Source organism: Limnofasciculus baicalensis BBK-W-15 (assembly GCF_024178385.1).
Classification (GTDB): Bacteria; Cyanobacteriota; Cyanobacteriia; order Cyanobacteriales; family Coleofasciculaceae; genus Limnofasciculus; species Limnofasciculus baicalensis.
The window spans coordinates 1-14,029 of record NZ_JAMZMM010000151.1 but is presented as its reverse complement, the minus strand read 5'-3'; the positions used below and the strand labels follow the sequence as shown (position 1 = coordinate 14,029).

At 40.7% G+C, this 14,029-nt stretch carries 10 protein-coding genes; 7 read left to right on the top strand and 3 right to left on the bottom strand.

Annotated features, from left to right (window positions below; all coding sequences use genetic code 11):
* Nucleotides 1-521: 521 nt before the first annotated feature.
* Together NJ959_RS15655 and lepB are read right to left on the bottom strand one after the other, a co-directional pair.
* Complete coding sequence (locus tag NJ959_RS15655; RefSeq protein ID WP_254012671.1) at nt 522-839, bottom strand: hypothetical protein; 318 nt, start codon at nt 837-839, stop codon at nt 522-524.
* 35 nt (nt 840-874) lie between these two features.
* Entirely contained in the window at nt 875-1,492 is a 618-nt protein-coding gene (lepB, locus tag NJ959_RS15650; protein ID WP_254012670.1) for a signal peptidase I, read from the bottom strand.
* 160 nt (nt 1,493-1,652) lie between these two features.
* Here lepB and NJ959_RS15645 point away from each other — a divergent pair, with 160 nt between their 5' ends.
* From NJ959_RS15645 to NJ959_RS15615, 7 genes are all read left to right on the top strand, one after another.
* Nucleotides 1,653-2,972 (top strand): dihydroorotase, encoded by a 1,320-nt coding sequence (locus NJ959_RS15645; RefSeq protein ID WP_254012669.1) that lies wholly within the window; start codon nt 1,653-1,655, stop codon nt 2,970-2,972.
* Nucleotides 2,973-3,252: 280 nt separating this feature from the next.
* Nucleotides 3,253-3,861 carry a Uma2 family endonuclease gene (locus NJ959_RS15640; RefSeq protein WP_254012668.1) on the top strand — a complete coding sequence of 203 codons (609 nt, stop codon included), beginning with the start codon at nt 3,253-3,255 and terminating at the stop codon, nt 3,859-3,861.
* Between the two features lie 171 nt (nt 3,862-4,032).
* The gene (locus tag NJ959_RS15635) at nt 4,033-4,929 is read left to right on the top strand and encodes a DUF4007 family protein (RefSeq protein ID WP_254012667.1); all 897 of its coding nucleotides are present in this window, start codon (nt 4,033-4,035) and stop codon (nt 4,927-4,929) included.
* A 77-nt stretch (nt 4,930-5,006) separates the two neighbouring features.
* Nucleotides 5,007-8,552, top strand: a complete 3,546-nt coding sequence (locus NJ959_RS15630; protein ID WP_254012666.1) for a hypothetical protein — start codon at nt 5,007-5,009, stop codon at nt 8,550-8,552.
* A 187-nt stretch (nt 8,553-8,739) separates the two neighbouring features.
* The gene (locus tag NJ959_RS15625; RefSeq protein WP_254012665.1) at nt 8,740-9,540 is read left to right on the top strand and encodes a phosphoadenosine phosphosulfate reductase family protein; all 801 of its coding nucleotides are present in this window, start codon (nt 8,740-8,742) and stop codon (nt 9,538-9,540) included.
* An 83-nt stretch (nt 9,541-9,623) separates the two neighbouring features.
* The gene (locus NJ959_RS15620) at nt 9,624-11,909 is read left to right on the top strand and encodes a DUF262 domain-containing protein (RefSeq protein WP_254012664.1); all 2,286 of its coding nucleotides are present in this window, start codon (nt 9,624-9,626) and stop codon (nt 11,907-11,909) included.
* 54 nt (nt 11,910-11,963) lie between these two features.
* The gene (locus NJ959_RS15615; RefSeq protein WP_254012663.1) at nt 11,964-13,139 is read left to right on the top strand and encodes a cysteine desulfurase family protein; all 1,176 of its coding nucleotides are present in this window, start codon (nt 11,964-11,966) and stop codon (nt 13,137-13,139) included.
* 21 nt (nt 13,140-13,160) lie between these two features.
* Here NJ959_RS15615 and NJ959_RS15610 read toward each other — a convergent pair.
* The coding region (locus NJ959_RS15610) for a hypothetical protein (protein WP_254012662.1) at nt 13,161-14,029 on the bottom strand (869 nt) is incomplete at its 5' end.

The window sequence follows — 14,029 nt, the reverse complement described above, 5'->3', positions numbered from 1 at the left end:
TAAGGCGCTCGATGTCTTAAGAATCCCCGTGTCTTTAGACCGGGGAGTGTCAATAGATTACACCATCTAAAAACCGGGAGCCTATCCAGAAATCTCTGTCAGAGCGAGTTCATGATCGCAAGTCTGGTGAGCTGTTAAGCAGTTAAATTGAATAATGAAGACAGGGAGTGGGTTTTTTGGAGTAGGGAGTGGGGAAGGATTTGAGCCAATGCGACTCTTTTTCAGAATATACAATTTAACTGCGCAGCAGCTTATTGTCATCCACCGAGACTTAATGAGTGCCTTTTTAAGTCGTCACGTTTCAGTAGCCCAATTAAACCTAAGCCGTTCAAAACTGGATAGATTTTCTTAAGCCCGAAGATTTCACCGTTGTGAATCTTTAGGACAAATTCAGCAATATTTTCCATGTAGCTGCTTGGGATCTCCTCGGAGATAATCCGTAGCAGATAAATTACAGCGGTTCCCGCTGCTATAAAATACATGAGTAGAAATTAATAAACCAATTGCATAAATGTTGAGGATTAATTGTACAGCATTACAGCGGGAACTGCTGTAGCTTTGATGGTAATTTGTTTTCCTTGAGATTGGGGTATAAAACTATTAATAATATCTGCCAATAACTCATCTAACTTTTGAAAATTCTGTTCAATCGGTAGTAAAGATTGTTGAGTCAACCACCAACTTCCTACTCCACATAAAATTAAAGCAACTAATCCTCCCGATGCCAAACCCCATTGTAATCTATTTGGATCTGAGGGGGTGTTAGCGGAGCGGGGGAGCGGAGGAGCGTGGAAACTATTTGTCCCGATTTTCTGCTCCCCTCCTCTCCTGCTCGCCATCTCCCCATCTCCCATTCCTCCCAGGATCAACCTTGTTATTTGGTTAAATTTCCTGGAGTTAAATTTCCTGGATCGACGGGTTGCGAGTCTACTTCCCCTACCCGATTTATCGGCCAAAAACGTACTACTGCTCTACCAATAATATTGTCATGAGGGACAAAGCCCCAGTAGTGGGAGTCGTAACTGTTGTTACGATTATCTCCCAATACGAGGTACTGATTAGCTGGTACTGTTACCGGACCATAGTCGTAATTGGGAGCGTCTTCGATATATTTTTCCCGCAGGGCTTGATCGTTGACATAAACTCGCGCTCCTTTCACTTGCACCTTATCGCCCGGTAAACCGATCACCCGCTTGATGAAGGCATCTTTGAAGTTTTGCTTTTTGAGAGCGTCTGTGGGTGAGAATACGACAATATCTCCTCGCTCTGGAGCTTTAAATTTATAACTGAGCTTGTCAATAATTAAGCGATCGTTAATTTGGAGGGTTGGCTCCATTGAGCCAGACGGGATGTATCGCGCTTCTGCTACGAAGCTGCGAATCCCGAAGGCGAGAAAGGCACTCAAAACAATGGTTTTAATCCCTTCTACCCAAGGATTCTCTGCTTTTTGGAGAGGTTGTTTATCGGGGTTTTGTTCTTGCACACGAGTCATCGGCGTTCAATCACCTTGAAAGTCACGAGTTGAAGTAAACGAAAAAGAAGATGATGGGCGAGTTCAAGCTACGGTCAAACTTGTAGCTTATAGATCTAAGAATACAAATTTTAATTTAGAGTAGGATCGTTGAACCTTTGTAAAATTTTAGCATTCTCTTATGTCTTCTGACTTATCCTTGTTAATCCGCCAATCCCGCATCCTCTTACCAGGAGGAGAATTTATGGTGGGAGATATCCTCTGTCGGGGTAGAGAAATCCTGATGGTTGCTCCGGAAATTTCTGTGGAGGCAGATAAGGAGATAGACGCAACGGGGTTAACTTTGTTGCCGGGAGTCATCGATCCACAAGTACATTTTAGGGAACCGGGGCTGGAACATAAGGAAGACTTATTTACTGCCAGTTGTGCTTGTGCTAAGGGGGGAGTCACTTCTTTCCTGGAAATGCCGAATACTCGCCCTCTCACCACTACCCAAGCTGCCCTTGATGACAAGCTTAAGAGAGCAGCGAATAAATCCTTAGTCAATTATGGCTTTTTTATCGGGGCAACGTCAGAGAATCTGCCAGATTTGCGGGAAGCTAATCCTGCTTGCGGGATTAAAATTTTTATGGGTTCGATGCACGGGCAATTATTAATAGATTGCGAGGAGTTACTCGAACCTATTTTTGCAGAAGGCGATCGTTTAATTGCTGTTCATGCGGAAGATCAAGCGAGAATTAATCAGCGACGGCAAGAATTTTCCGGAATTACCGATCCTGCGATTCATTCCCAAATCCAGGATAATCAAGCTGCCCTCAATGCGACTAAATTAGCCCTAAAACTGTCTAAAAAATATCAGCGACGACTTCATATTCTTCACCTATCTACAGCAGAAGAAGCGGAATTACTCAGAGAAGATAAACCGAGTTGGGTAACGGCAGAAGTTACACCGCAGCATCTGCTTTTGAATACTAGTGCTTATGAGGAAATAGGCACTTTGGCGCAGATGAATCCACCATTGCGATCGCACCACGATAATGAAGTATTATGGAAAGCTCTCCTGGATGGGGTTCTCGACTTTATCGCTACGGATCATGCCCCTCACACTTTAGCCGAAAAAGCTCAAACTTACCCAAATAGTCCGTCAGGAATGCCGGGGGTAGAGACATCCTTACCATTAATGCTGACGCAAGCCATGGCGGGAAAATGTACAATAGCGCAAGTTGCTAACTGGATGTCTACGGCTGTTGCTAAAGCTTATCGGATTCCGAACAAGGGCGCGATCGCACCTGGTTATGATGCGGATTTAGTTATTGTAGATTTGGATAATTATCGCCCAGTTTTGCGAGAGGAAGTCTTAACAAAATGTGGTTGGAGTCCCTTTGAAGGGTGGAGTTTAACGGGATTGCCTATCATTACTATTGTTGGGGGCAAGGTGGTTTATGAGAGGGGGAAAGTTTATACGGATGTGCGGGGGGAAGCTTTGAGGTTTGATGGTTAAATAGTTTTCGCTATTGTTTGTAATAATAAGTTTTCTGTAGGATAGGTAGTTCTCTTGATAACTTGAAGAGCTTATTATTAAGTTAGTAGAGACTTAACCGGATTAAAGTTACAGCAAATTGTCGGTTTATCAAGTACACCCCAGAAACCCGGTTTCTCAAAGAAACCGGGTTTCTCTGTACCTCACATACCTTAAAATTGCTGTATTGAGATTGGTGGAATATCTCAATTTAAGTATAATTAATATCATAGCGCGGCAATAGCCGCCAAGGATTTGTGCCATGACAATAACTACAGTAACGCCTTCATTAGAAAATTCGCCTTTAGTGTTGCGCCTAGAACCGATAATTAATTTAACAGACGATCAATTTTTTGAATTTTGTCAAATTAATCGCGAGTTACGAATTGAACGCACAGCTAATAGAGAATTATTAATTATGTCACCCACTGGTTCAGAGACAGGAAATCGTAATTTCAAATTGACTGTACAATTAGGAATTTGGGTAGAAAGGGATGGTACAGGGATTGGTTTTGACTCATCATCGGGTTTCAAACTTCCTAATGGTGCGGAACGTTCTCCTGATGCCGCTTGGATAAAGTTAGAAAGATGGAATGCTTTAACTTCAGAACAACAGGGAAAATTTGCGCCTATTTGTCCTGATTTTGTGGTGGAATTGCGGTCGGATTGTGATAATTTAGCACCTCTAAAAACTAAGATGGAGGAATATATTGACAATGGGGCGAGTTTGGGTTTTTTAATTGACCGGAAAAATCGGGATGTTTATATTTATCTTCCTGGAGTTGGTGTGGAATGTTTGAAGAATCCGGCTACGGTTAGTGGAGATCCGGTATTACCGGGATTTGTGTTGGATTTGAGTAATATTTGGTAAAGTTGATCTGACAGTTGTGATGGCTTTGCCCAACCAAGGCATCGCATCTCCTGCTCCTATTCCTTTGGAGAAGGCTTCGCAAACGAACTTCATGGCTTGTTGCGCGAATAGAAAAATCTCGGTAGATAGCAATATAATAATAACTATTTGGGTTCATAAAAAGATAAGTTTATGGTAAAGCAACTCAACCTCATTGAAAACGCTGTAAATCCAGCATTTGCCCGTCACGAAACATTTCACCCTCGGTTTGGTTGGCTGAAAAAAGGGTTTGACGGTGCCAAAAAAGATCCCGAAATTTTCTCTAAAGAAGATGCACCAATTCGTTTGGGTGTTGGCAAAAATATGGTTCGTTCAATGCGTTATTGGTGCAACGCATTTAAAATACTTGAAGGTGATAGTCCTTCAGGGTTTGGTATGAATCTTTTGGCATCCCGGGGATGGGATGAGTTTCTAGAAGATCCAGCTTCTCTGTGGCTACTCCATTGGAATCTGCTCAAGCCAACCTGTGAGGCTGCTGCTTGGTATTTTACGTTCTATATCTTCCGCAAGGTTGAATTTTCAATGGATGAATTATTTGAAACTATTTGTAAATATAGGGATAGTCTAGGAAGTAGGATTGTCGATGCTTCGCTGCAAAAAGATATCACATGTATTTTGCGAATGTATGTGGAACAAGGAAGCAAAAATCGACCGAGTGAGGACTCTATTGATTGTCCATTTACCGAACTAGGATTGATTCAGCAAGCAGCGGGTGATACCAAACGATACACCTTTAATACTGCACCCAAAGCCAACCTACCCGCAGAAATTATTGTTGCTGCTTGCTTGGAATTTGCTAAATCTAAAGGCGAACAAAAAACAATATCGATATCTAGTCTTACCTTCGATCCAGGTAGTCCTGGTTTGGCATTCAAAATTTCTGAGAGGACTATTTGTGATGCAATTGAACAGGTAGAACGAGAATTGGGTAATTTGATACTTTCTGAATCATCAGGGTTGATTCAATTTTCCTTTAAAAAGGATCCAGAGGAGCTAGCCCATAGTATCCTAGATAATTACTACAAGTAACAATGAAGGAATAGGGAGTGGGGAGTGGGGAGTGGGGAGTGGGGAATAGAAGACTTATCGAATTCGCAATTAACCAAATGAAAAAAACACTATCTGAATACTTTAGTCTCAATCGTCGCTATTCTCGTTCGATTAATTTGGAACGAGATATAGAAAGTATTGAGGCATTAGAGGGATATGTTCCTACTACTCGGTCACTTGATGCCCTGAGACGGATTTTAGCCGGATTGACAAACCCACAAGCTAATCGAGCTTGGACGTTGACCAGTGTTTACGGTACAGGAAAATCTGCGTTTGCTCATTATCTATCATCCCTTTGTACTAACGTAAATCATCCCATGCGTCAGGGATCGTTAGAAATTACTAGAAATTCTTTAGGCGCGGATAGTTATGAGTACCAAAGTTTTATAAAAAATATACCTAGCCAAGGCTTATTTTGTGCTGTTGTTACGGCACAAAGAGAACCAATAGGGAATACAATTGTTCGCGCTTTAGCCAGAGGCGCAAAGTTATTTTGGTCGCCAGCAGAGCATGTTAAAATAGATGTTGCCCGTCAATTAGTAGACTTAAAAATAGAAATTGATAGTGGGAAAACGATTGACAATAGGCAAATCATTAAACTAGTTCAAGAAGTGGCACGAGCCGCAGAAACAGATGTTTTTATAATTATTGATGAACTGGGGAAGAATTTAGAATTTGCTGCCTACAATGAAGGAGCGGAAGATTTATATTTATTACAGCAGTTAACTGAACTTCCTAGAGACAAGCATTATCAAGTTTATTTGATGGGAATATTGCACCAAGCTTTTACAGAATACGGTCAAAGATTAGCCTCGGTTGAGCGCAATGAATGGGCAAAGATTCAGGGACGGTTTGAGGATATCCCGTTTAGTGAATCAGTGGGACAGATGATACGTTTAATGGGTCAGGCGATCAATTGCACTGAGGCAGAATTTTTGCGCCAAGCAATTTACAACCAAGTCACTAAATGGTTTGATATTATAGAAAATATTGCCAAATTTGATGAACTTAAAGCTGAAGATTTGGGGGCGGTTTACCCCTTACATCCAGTAGCAGCATTGGTTTTACCTATATTATGTGGTAAGTACGGACAAAACGATCGCTCTTTGTTTACTTTTCTCACGAGTTCTGAACCCTATTCTTTTCGGAATTTTCTGAAAGAGGAAATAGTTAATGAACAAGTTCCAGTGATGCTGAAGTTGGATCGTGTCTATGATTATTTTGTGGAAGCTGTAGGCATGGGTTTTGGTTCCAGACCAAATTTGCAGCGATGGGTGGAGATTCAGAATTTAATTGCGGATGCCAAACACCTAGATGAGGATTATCTGAGGGTTTTGAAGACAATCGGTACTTTAAATCTAGTAACAACTACTGGCGCAGTCAAAGCAACTCGTGAGTTAGTAATACTGGCAATGTGTGATTCCCCGACTGATGAAGAAAAACGGCAAAAATGGGAAGATATTATCGATCGCCTTTTAAAAAGGAATATCATCACCCATCGTCGGTTACTAAATGAACTTAGGCTTTGGGAAGGTTCTGATTTTAATATAGAGGGTGAGGTGGCATATTACATTGAACAGGAGCGATCTTCTTTAGCCAAGCTTCTATCTGAAAATTATCCACTTAAACCATTAGTCGCTCAACGGCATAGCTATAAAACTGGAACGCTGAGATATTTTGAACGGCGATATATTGATGATTTAAAAGAGTTAACCAAACTTCGTTGTAATAGCAATGATACCGATGGATTAATTGTTTATTGGCTGGACGATCAATTACCAACTCAAGCACCTATTAACACCGCAGATAGTAAACCACTAATTGTTTTGTGTGGCTCAAAATTGAGCGTAGTGCGCATCAGAACGCTGGAATTTACAGCACTTCAGAAGATTCAAACTAATGCTGCTCAACTGCAAACTGATGCCGTTGCTAGGCGCGAATTGCAGTATCGATTATTCCACACTAAGCAATTGCTAGATGAAAGTTTGAACCAAGCGTTTGATGTAGCTATCAATCACAATGTCTGCTGGATTCAGGGGAAACGGGAAACCATTCTTCATGGTACCGAATTTAATGGCAAGCTATCAGAAGTCTGTGACAATGTTTACCAGAAAACTCCTATTCTGTGGAATGAGCTAATTAATCGTAGAGAACTCACCTCCCAAGGCGCAAAAGCTAGACGGGAACTTATTGAGGTTATGTTAGCGAATTCAGATCTCGAAAGATTGGGATTAGAAGGATATGGTCCATCCGTTTGTATGTATTATTCACTGTTGGAGGAGACGAAGATTCACCGAGAGGAGGAAGGAGAATGGGGGTTTTATCCACCCGATAAAAAGTCTGGTTTATGTACTCTATGGCAGGCAATTGAAGAGTTCTGTTTGCAAGCTAAGGAAAAACAAAAAACCTTAGATAGACTATACCAAATTTTAGAATCTCCACCCTACGGTGTTAAGTCAGGAGCGATTCCCGTACTGTTAGCAGCAGTTTTGCTATACCGTGTTGATGATGTAGGAATTTATAAAGATGGGACATTTATCCCCGTTTTGGGTGCGGAACATTTTGAGCTATTAGTTAAAGAACCGTCGCGATTCTCTGTCAAATATTTTGCAGTAGCTGGAGTGCGATCGCAAGTCTTTAAGGAACTCGAAGCGATTTTGAAATCTCCCAATTCTCGGATGCCTGTAGGGGTGAGAAACACAACATTACTAGCGGTAACTAAGCCTCTATTTCAGTTTGTGAAAAAGCTACCTGCTTACACCCTGAAAACGAAGCGTCTTAGTAAGGAAGCGCAAGGCGTTTTACAAACATTGCAACAAGCACAGGAACCAGATGAATTGCTGTTTACATCTTTGCCTCAAGCTTGTGGGCTGCCGCCTATTGGTACAGGTGAAGAAGGTAATGATAGCGAAGCAGGTTCAGCCGCAAGTGAGTATGGGCTGATGGCGAAAACGCTGCGAAAAAAGCTCGTTGAAGCGCTTAACGAGATTCAGACTGCCTACGATCTCTTATTAAATGAGTGTCAAACACACTTGCAAGATGCCTTTGGTGTGAGGACTAGTGACGCTAAACTAAGGGAAGATTTGCGAGTGCGATCGCGTTATTTAGTTGGACAATGTGTTGAACGAATGCTAAAAAGTTTCACTCTAGCAGCAACAGATGAGACAAAAACTGACCGGGAGTGGTTGGAAGCTTTAGTTATGATTGTGGCAGATAAACCTGCTGAATCTTGGACAGATGAAAATCTGACAATTTTTGAGATTAAGCTGACCGATTTAGCCAGAAGATTCAAGAATTTAGAAGCCCTACAGAAAGAGGTTACTGCCAAAGGTGAAGGGTTTGAGGTATGCCGAATCACAGTTACTCGTCCGGATGGCAAAGAAACAAATCAGATGGTTTGGATTGAACGCGAGTATCAAGATCCAATTGATGATTTAGTTGAAAAAGTTCTACAAGAACCTCTGCTGCTAGACAATGCTCAACTACAGCAAGCATTTGTTGCTAAATTAACTGAGAGGGTTTTGGGCAAAGAATCTCAGGATAATGTGACTCAACTTCGGCGTAAAGATCGAGATGACAATGCAGAAATAAACCATGCTTAAGCTGTTACGCACTTAATTTGTCTCTTTTGGTTGAGGAGGAACAGGGTTTTTTGGAGCAGGGGAGAGGGTTTGATGACTTTTTCCCTAAATTGAAAATATACAGTTTAAATGCACAGGAGCTTAACCCACATAATAAAGATCGAAGTCCCTATTGCTCAGAATCTCATCAAGTGTCAAAATCGAGAGTATGAGCAATAAATCAGTTAGACACATCCTCGGTCTGTCAGGCGGTAAGGACAGTACAGCCTTAGCCGTCTTGTTGTACAAGGAAATTCCAGAAATGGAATACTTCTTCTGCGACACCCATAAGGAGTTACCAGAAACTTACGAATACCTAGATCGGATTAAGGCTCGTTTAGGTATCAAAATCCATTATCTCAGTCCCGATTATGGTTTCGATCACTGGCTCAATGTTTATGGTGGCTACCTGCCATCACCCAAAAGTAGATGGTGTACTAGACAGATGAAAATTAAACCTCTTGAGGATTTTGTGGGGGATGACGAAGCAATCAGTTACATCGGCATTCGTGCAGATGAAAATCGTGAGGGATATATCTCAACTAAGCCTAATATTAAACCTATTTTTCCCTTTAAAGAACGAGGGTTAATGAAAGCAGATATCATCAAACTACTAGAGGAGAGTGGGATTGGAGTACCAGATTATTACCGCTGGCGCAGTCGTTCCGGTTGTTTTTTCTGTTTCTTTCAGCGGAAGTATGAATGGGTGATGCTTGCTGAAAACCATCGAGATCTATTTGATGAGGCTGTTAAGTATGAGCAAGAACATAAAGATGGAAGACAGTACACTTGGACTGAAGGGGAAACACTTTTAGAACTTCTTAAACGTAAGGATGAGATTATTATCCAACATGAAAAGGCGATGGCTAGAGAAAAAAAGATAGCTCCAAATCGACCATTAGCTGAGGTTTTAGCTTCTGTTATGGATGAAGAAGATAATGATTTACCATGCTTGGTTTGTAATTTGTAACTTCTGGATACGTTGAAGACAAATTTTAAGATTATCTTAATCTTTATCAAAAAATCACTGTCAATTTTATATAAGGAATAAAGATGAGCGTTGATATCTCAAAGGCATTTACCACTTCAAGCGACACAATATCAGATTTCTTTCAGCGCCCTGGAGTTGGATACTACATTCCCCTGTATCAACGGCCCTATAGCTGGGATGCAGAAAATATCGATCAGTTAATAGCCGATATTAGTAGCGGGGTTGATGCTCTTCTTTCAGATAAAAATAATATACGCTTTCTTGGTACAGTCATTCTGGTCAAAGAATCTAATCCGAATGAGAATATTAAGCCACAAGATAAGAAAGCCCTGCCAACACGAATCGACAACGTAATCGATGGACAGCAAAGAATTTCCACAATTGCTTTGCTGGCTTGCTTGCTCTACCAAAGATTGTATCAAACAAGAGAAAAATTACCTAAAAATAGCAATTACAATGGTTTAAGAGAAGCAGTTGATGGCTATTTGGCAACTCTTCTGGAATTATTTTCATTTGATCTTCGACGTGGTTCACCGTCTCGAAAGCCAATTATCATTCGTGGATCAGTTGATGGGTGGACATTTGATGGATCTGATGATAATAACTATCATTCTGAAGTTTCATCTTTTATCGCATCCTTTATCCGTGCTGTCACAGACAACTCAAAATTTCCTCCAATTCCTACAGGATCTCTAGTAGGAAAAAACCTAAGAAGAATGAACTCATTGCTAATTAATGTAGAAAAGGCATATGATTCAAATTCAGATGATGAAAATTTTCCGGCTGCTTGGCAAATACTGGATAAAATACCTGAAGTAGACTTATGGAGCTATGAGCGACCGGAATTGGTAGAGATAGTCAATAATAGTAGCAACCCGATGTCTGGAAATGAAAAGCTAGTATGTTCCCTGGTTCAACTGTTTGCATTTTGTCATTACCTGCTGCGACGTTGCTGTTTTACCTTAAATGAGCCAGCCGAAGACGATTGGGCATTTGATATGTTTCAATCACTAAATGCAACAGGAACACCTCTAACTGCACTTGAAACTTTTAAGCCATTGGTGGTTAATACTGTTAACTCAAAAAGTGACCAAAATGAAGGATTTCAAGGATCAAAATCTGAGAAATATTTTAATCTAGTGGAGCAGTTACTGGCTCCTTTGTCTAGTGCATCTAGCAAGAATAAGCTTACCAACGAGTATCTTACCCTATTTGCCTTGACACATGATGCTACAAAGCTATCGACTCATTTCAGCGTACAAAGAAGATGGTTGACTGACACGTACAACAAATTTGAATCTATCGAAGATAAAGAAAAATTCATCCACAGGATGGCGAATGTGGCTACTTATTGGGAGAAAGTCCGGCAGTTTGATCCCAACAAACAGCTTGTTATACCTGAGACAGAGAATGTGGCAGATCCAGATAGAAAGGAGGCAGCACTCTGTGTCTTGTACCTTCAGCAGGCTGGACACAAAATGGCAAATACGATCCTGAGTCGCTTCTATTCTCTTATTATAGGCAAGCAACCAACAGCCGACACTGAGTTTGTTTTTGCTTGCAAGGCAGTAGCAGCATTCTTTACACTTTGGCGATCCGCTTTATCGAATGCAGGTCTTGATGAAGTATATAGGAAGTTACTTCGCGAAAAAATGTCATGGGAAAAAGGAAATTATCAACTCACAGTTGCAGAACTTAAGACACATTTCGTGACAGTATTGAACGATAAAGAAATAGGAACAAAGGAAGAATGGAAGAAAAAGGCAATAGAGAATCTGAGATATAACGAGGTGAAAGCTGTTTGTAAATTTGCTCTTTTTGTTACCTCACATGATACTATTGCAGATCAAAATAATCCAGGTCTGATGAAAATTGGCACATCAGGCTCATCTCCATCATACTTGGAACCAACCAAATGGGTTTCTGAAGATTTTAAGACTATTGAACACGTAGCACCTCAAAAACAGGAAAAATCACCTGGGGCTGATTGGGACACAGCTTTGTATGAGAATGATGATTACGAAAAAATCGGGAACCTGCTTCTTCTCCCTACAAAAATCAATAGTTCTGCGAGCAACAAATCATGGATTGATAAATGGATTTACTATAGCCATTTAGCCGAAACAGATCCCTCAAATTTGGCTGCACTAAAAAACGAAGCTGATATCAATGGAGTTGATTTAAACGACGACACAATTGCTTTATTGCAGAAAACACAACACAAGCATCACATCATACCTATCGTACAACTCGGAGCGACAGGGCAGTGGGATAAGTCTTTTGTAGAAAAAAGAACTGAGCGTATATGCGACATTCTCTGGGAGCGAATTTATGAGTGGCTGCTTTGATTACAAAAGACTATCAGTAAGGATTACGATAAGCTGTAGTCCAACCTAACAAAAATGAGTGAATCTCGTCCTATATACCTCGACTACCATTCAACTACTCCAGTCGATCCGAGGGTAGCTAGTAAAATGCTGTACTACATGACTACAGCATTCGGTAACGCTAGCAGCATTGACCACACTTATGGTGATGAAGCAGAAGAAGCAGTATCACAAGCTGCTATTCACATTGCCAATTTAGTTGGTTCATCCCCTAAAGAAATCATATTCACTTCTGGCGCAACTGAAAGTATTAACTTGGTAATTCAAGGCAGTATATATACTGATGTTATTACCAAAAACAAGCATATTATTGCAGTATCACCAGTCGAACATAAAGCAGTTTTAGATACCTGCTATGCCCTAGCAAAAAAAGGATTAGCTGAGATAATTAAACTCCAAATTGACTCAAAAGGTAGACTCGATCTAAATCATCTAAAACAAGTTTGTGACAAAGGAATTTCTCTCCTATGTGTTATGGCAGCTAATAACGAAATCGGCAATATTTATCCCATCCAAGAAATCGGTCAAATTGCCAAAAACTGTCATATCCCTTTCCTGTGTGATGCCTCGCAAGCTGTAGGAAAAATTCCCATTAACTTTCAAGAATACGGTATCACTTACCTGGCAATTTCTGCACATAAACTTTATGGTACTAAAGGTTCTGGTGCATTAGCTGTCAGAAAAAAATATCACTTAGAACCCATTATATTTGGTGGAAGTCATCAGAAAGGAATTAGATCTGGAACTCTAAATGTTCCTGGTATTGTTGGATTAGGAGAAGCCTGCCGTATGCGTCAACTGGAAATGGAAGAGGATGAAAAAGCGATTTCATCCAAACGAGATAAACTCCAAAACCTATTGCTCAAAAAAATTCCTGGCTTAATCATCAACGGAGATCCCACTTCCCGCCTTGCAGGAAATCTTCACATTTCAATTCCCGATATTCCCAATAGCGCAGTTATTGCCAGAGTTCGATCTAAACTTGCCATTTCCACAGGTGCTGCCTGTTCATCCGGAGTAGAAACACCATCTCATGTTCTTCAAGCATTAGCCTTACCTAACAATGTAATCGAAGGGGCATTACGAATTGGTATTGGCAAATTCACCACAGATAAAGAAATAAATCAAGCAGCAGAAATCCTCTCCACTGCCATTAGTCAGATTCGCCAAGCAATGTGCTTTAAAATTTGAAATCAGCCCTTCAACCCACCATCAACGAACAAACTCATCAGCCGACATCGGTGCATTAGTCTGCTTATTCTTAATCGGAATCGGACGAATATTCGTCGGTGCAGGTGGTTCGGGTTTCAGCTCATACCGATTCCCCCAACCATCATTAATATCTTCTGTCTTAATAATAGGTGGTGGTTTTCTCCCACTAGGAAGAGAAACTCGCAATGTTTGACTCGCTTTTATATATGCTGAACCTTCATTACTAAACCGCACCAAACTACCTTTAAGTTCCGGAATCTGTATCTTTTGCTGTTTATCAGTTGGCAATTGGCCATCCGGTTCAAATGTGGCAATAAAGGATACTTCTCCTCCTGGTTCTAATGAAGAGGCAATTTGCGATCGCTCCCTTTGCCATGCTTCCTCTAATCGACCATCTGGCGCAACTTGCCATAGATTTAGAGTGGCTTGCAATTTACCATCCTCCACTCGTACAATTTTGCGATCCAGAATTGCATAAATATTATTCGATTCAGAGGAAATAAATCCCTCTCCTGGACTATTTAGATAACGGATAGCAGAAACTATAATTTGACCTTGGTTAGGTAGATTTGTTGTTCCTGTCACGCTGTACAAGCCAGAATTACCCGCTGGTTGTACACTAACATCTAGCTTGATACCTGTAGAATCTTTTGATGTACAACCAGTACACCAAAGGAGTAACCAAACAATAACAGCCCACTTACTCCCAAGAGATAAGCTGCGGATTTGTTGAAGAATGATTTGGTTATAGCGATCGATCATAATTGTTGTTTGTTGTTTGTTGTTTGTTGTTTGTTGTTTGCTATTTAAAAATCTAACAACCAATAACCAATAACCAATAACCAATAACCAATAACCAATAACCAATA

Excerpts from the sequence above, each read along its gene's own strand:
- NJ959_RS15655 (WP_254012671.1), bottom strand. The coding sequence starts at position 839 with ATGGCGAGCAGGAGAGGAGGGGAGCAGAAAATCGGGACAAATAGTTTC.
- lepB (WP_254012670.1), bottom strand. The coding sequence starts at position 1,492 with ATGACTCGTGTGCAAGAACAAAACCCCGATAAACAACCTCTCCAAAAA.
- NJ959_RS15645 (WP_254012669.1), top strand. The coding sequence starts at position 1,653 with ATGTCTTCTGACTTATCCTTGTTAATCCGCCAATCCCGCATCCTCTTA.
- NJ959_RS15640 (WP_254012668.1), top strand. The coding sequence starts at position 3,253 with ATGACAATAACTACAGTAACGCCTTCATTAGAAAATTCGCCTTTAGTG.
- NJ959_RS15635 (WP_254012667.1), top strand. The coding sequence starts at position 4,033 with ATGGTAAAGCAACTCAACCTCATTGAAAACGCTGTAAATCCAGCATTT.
- NJ959_RS15630 (WP_254012666.1), top strand. The coding sequence starts at position 5,007 with ATGAAAAAAACACTATCTGAATACTTTAGTCTCAATCGTCGCTATTCT.
- NJ959_RS15625 (WP_254012665.1), top strand. The coding sequence starts at position 8,740 with ATGAGCAATAAATCAGTTAGACACATCCTCGGTCTGTCAGGCGGTAAG.
- NJ959_RS15620 (WP_254012664.1), top strand. The coding sequence starts at position 9,624 with ATGAGCGTTGATATCTCAAAGGCATTTACCACTTCAAGCGACACAATA.
- NJ959_RS15615 (WP_254012663.1), top strand. The coding sequence starts at position 11,964 with ATGAGTGAATCTCGTCCTATATACCTCGACTACCATTCAACTACTCCA.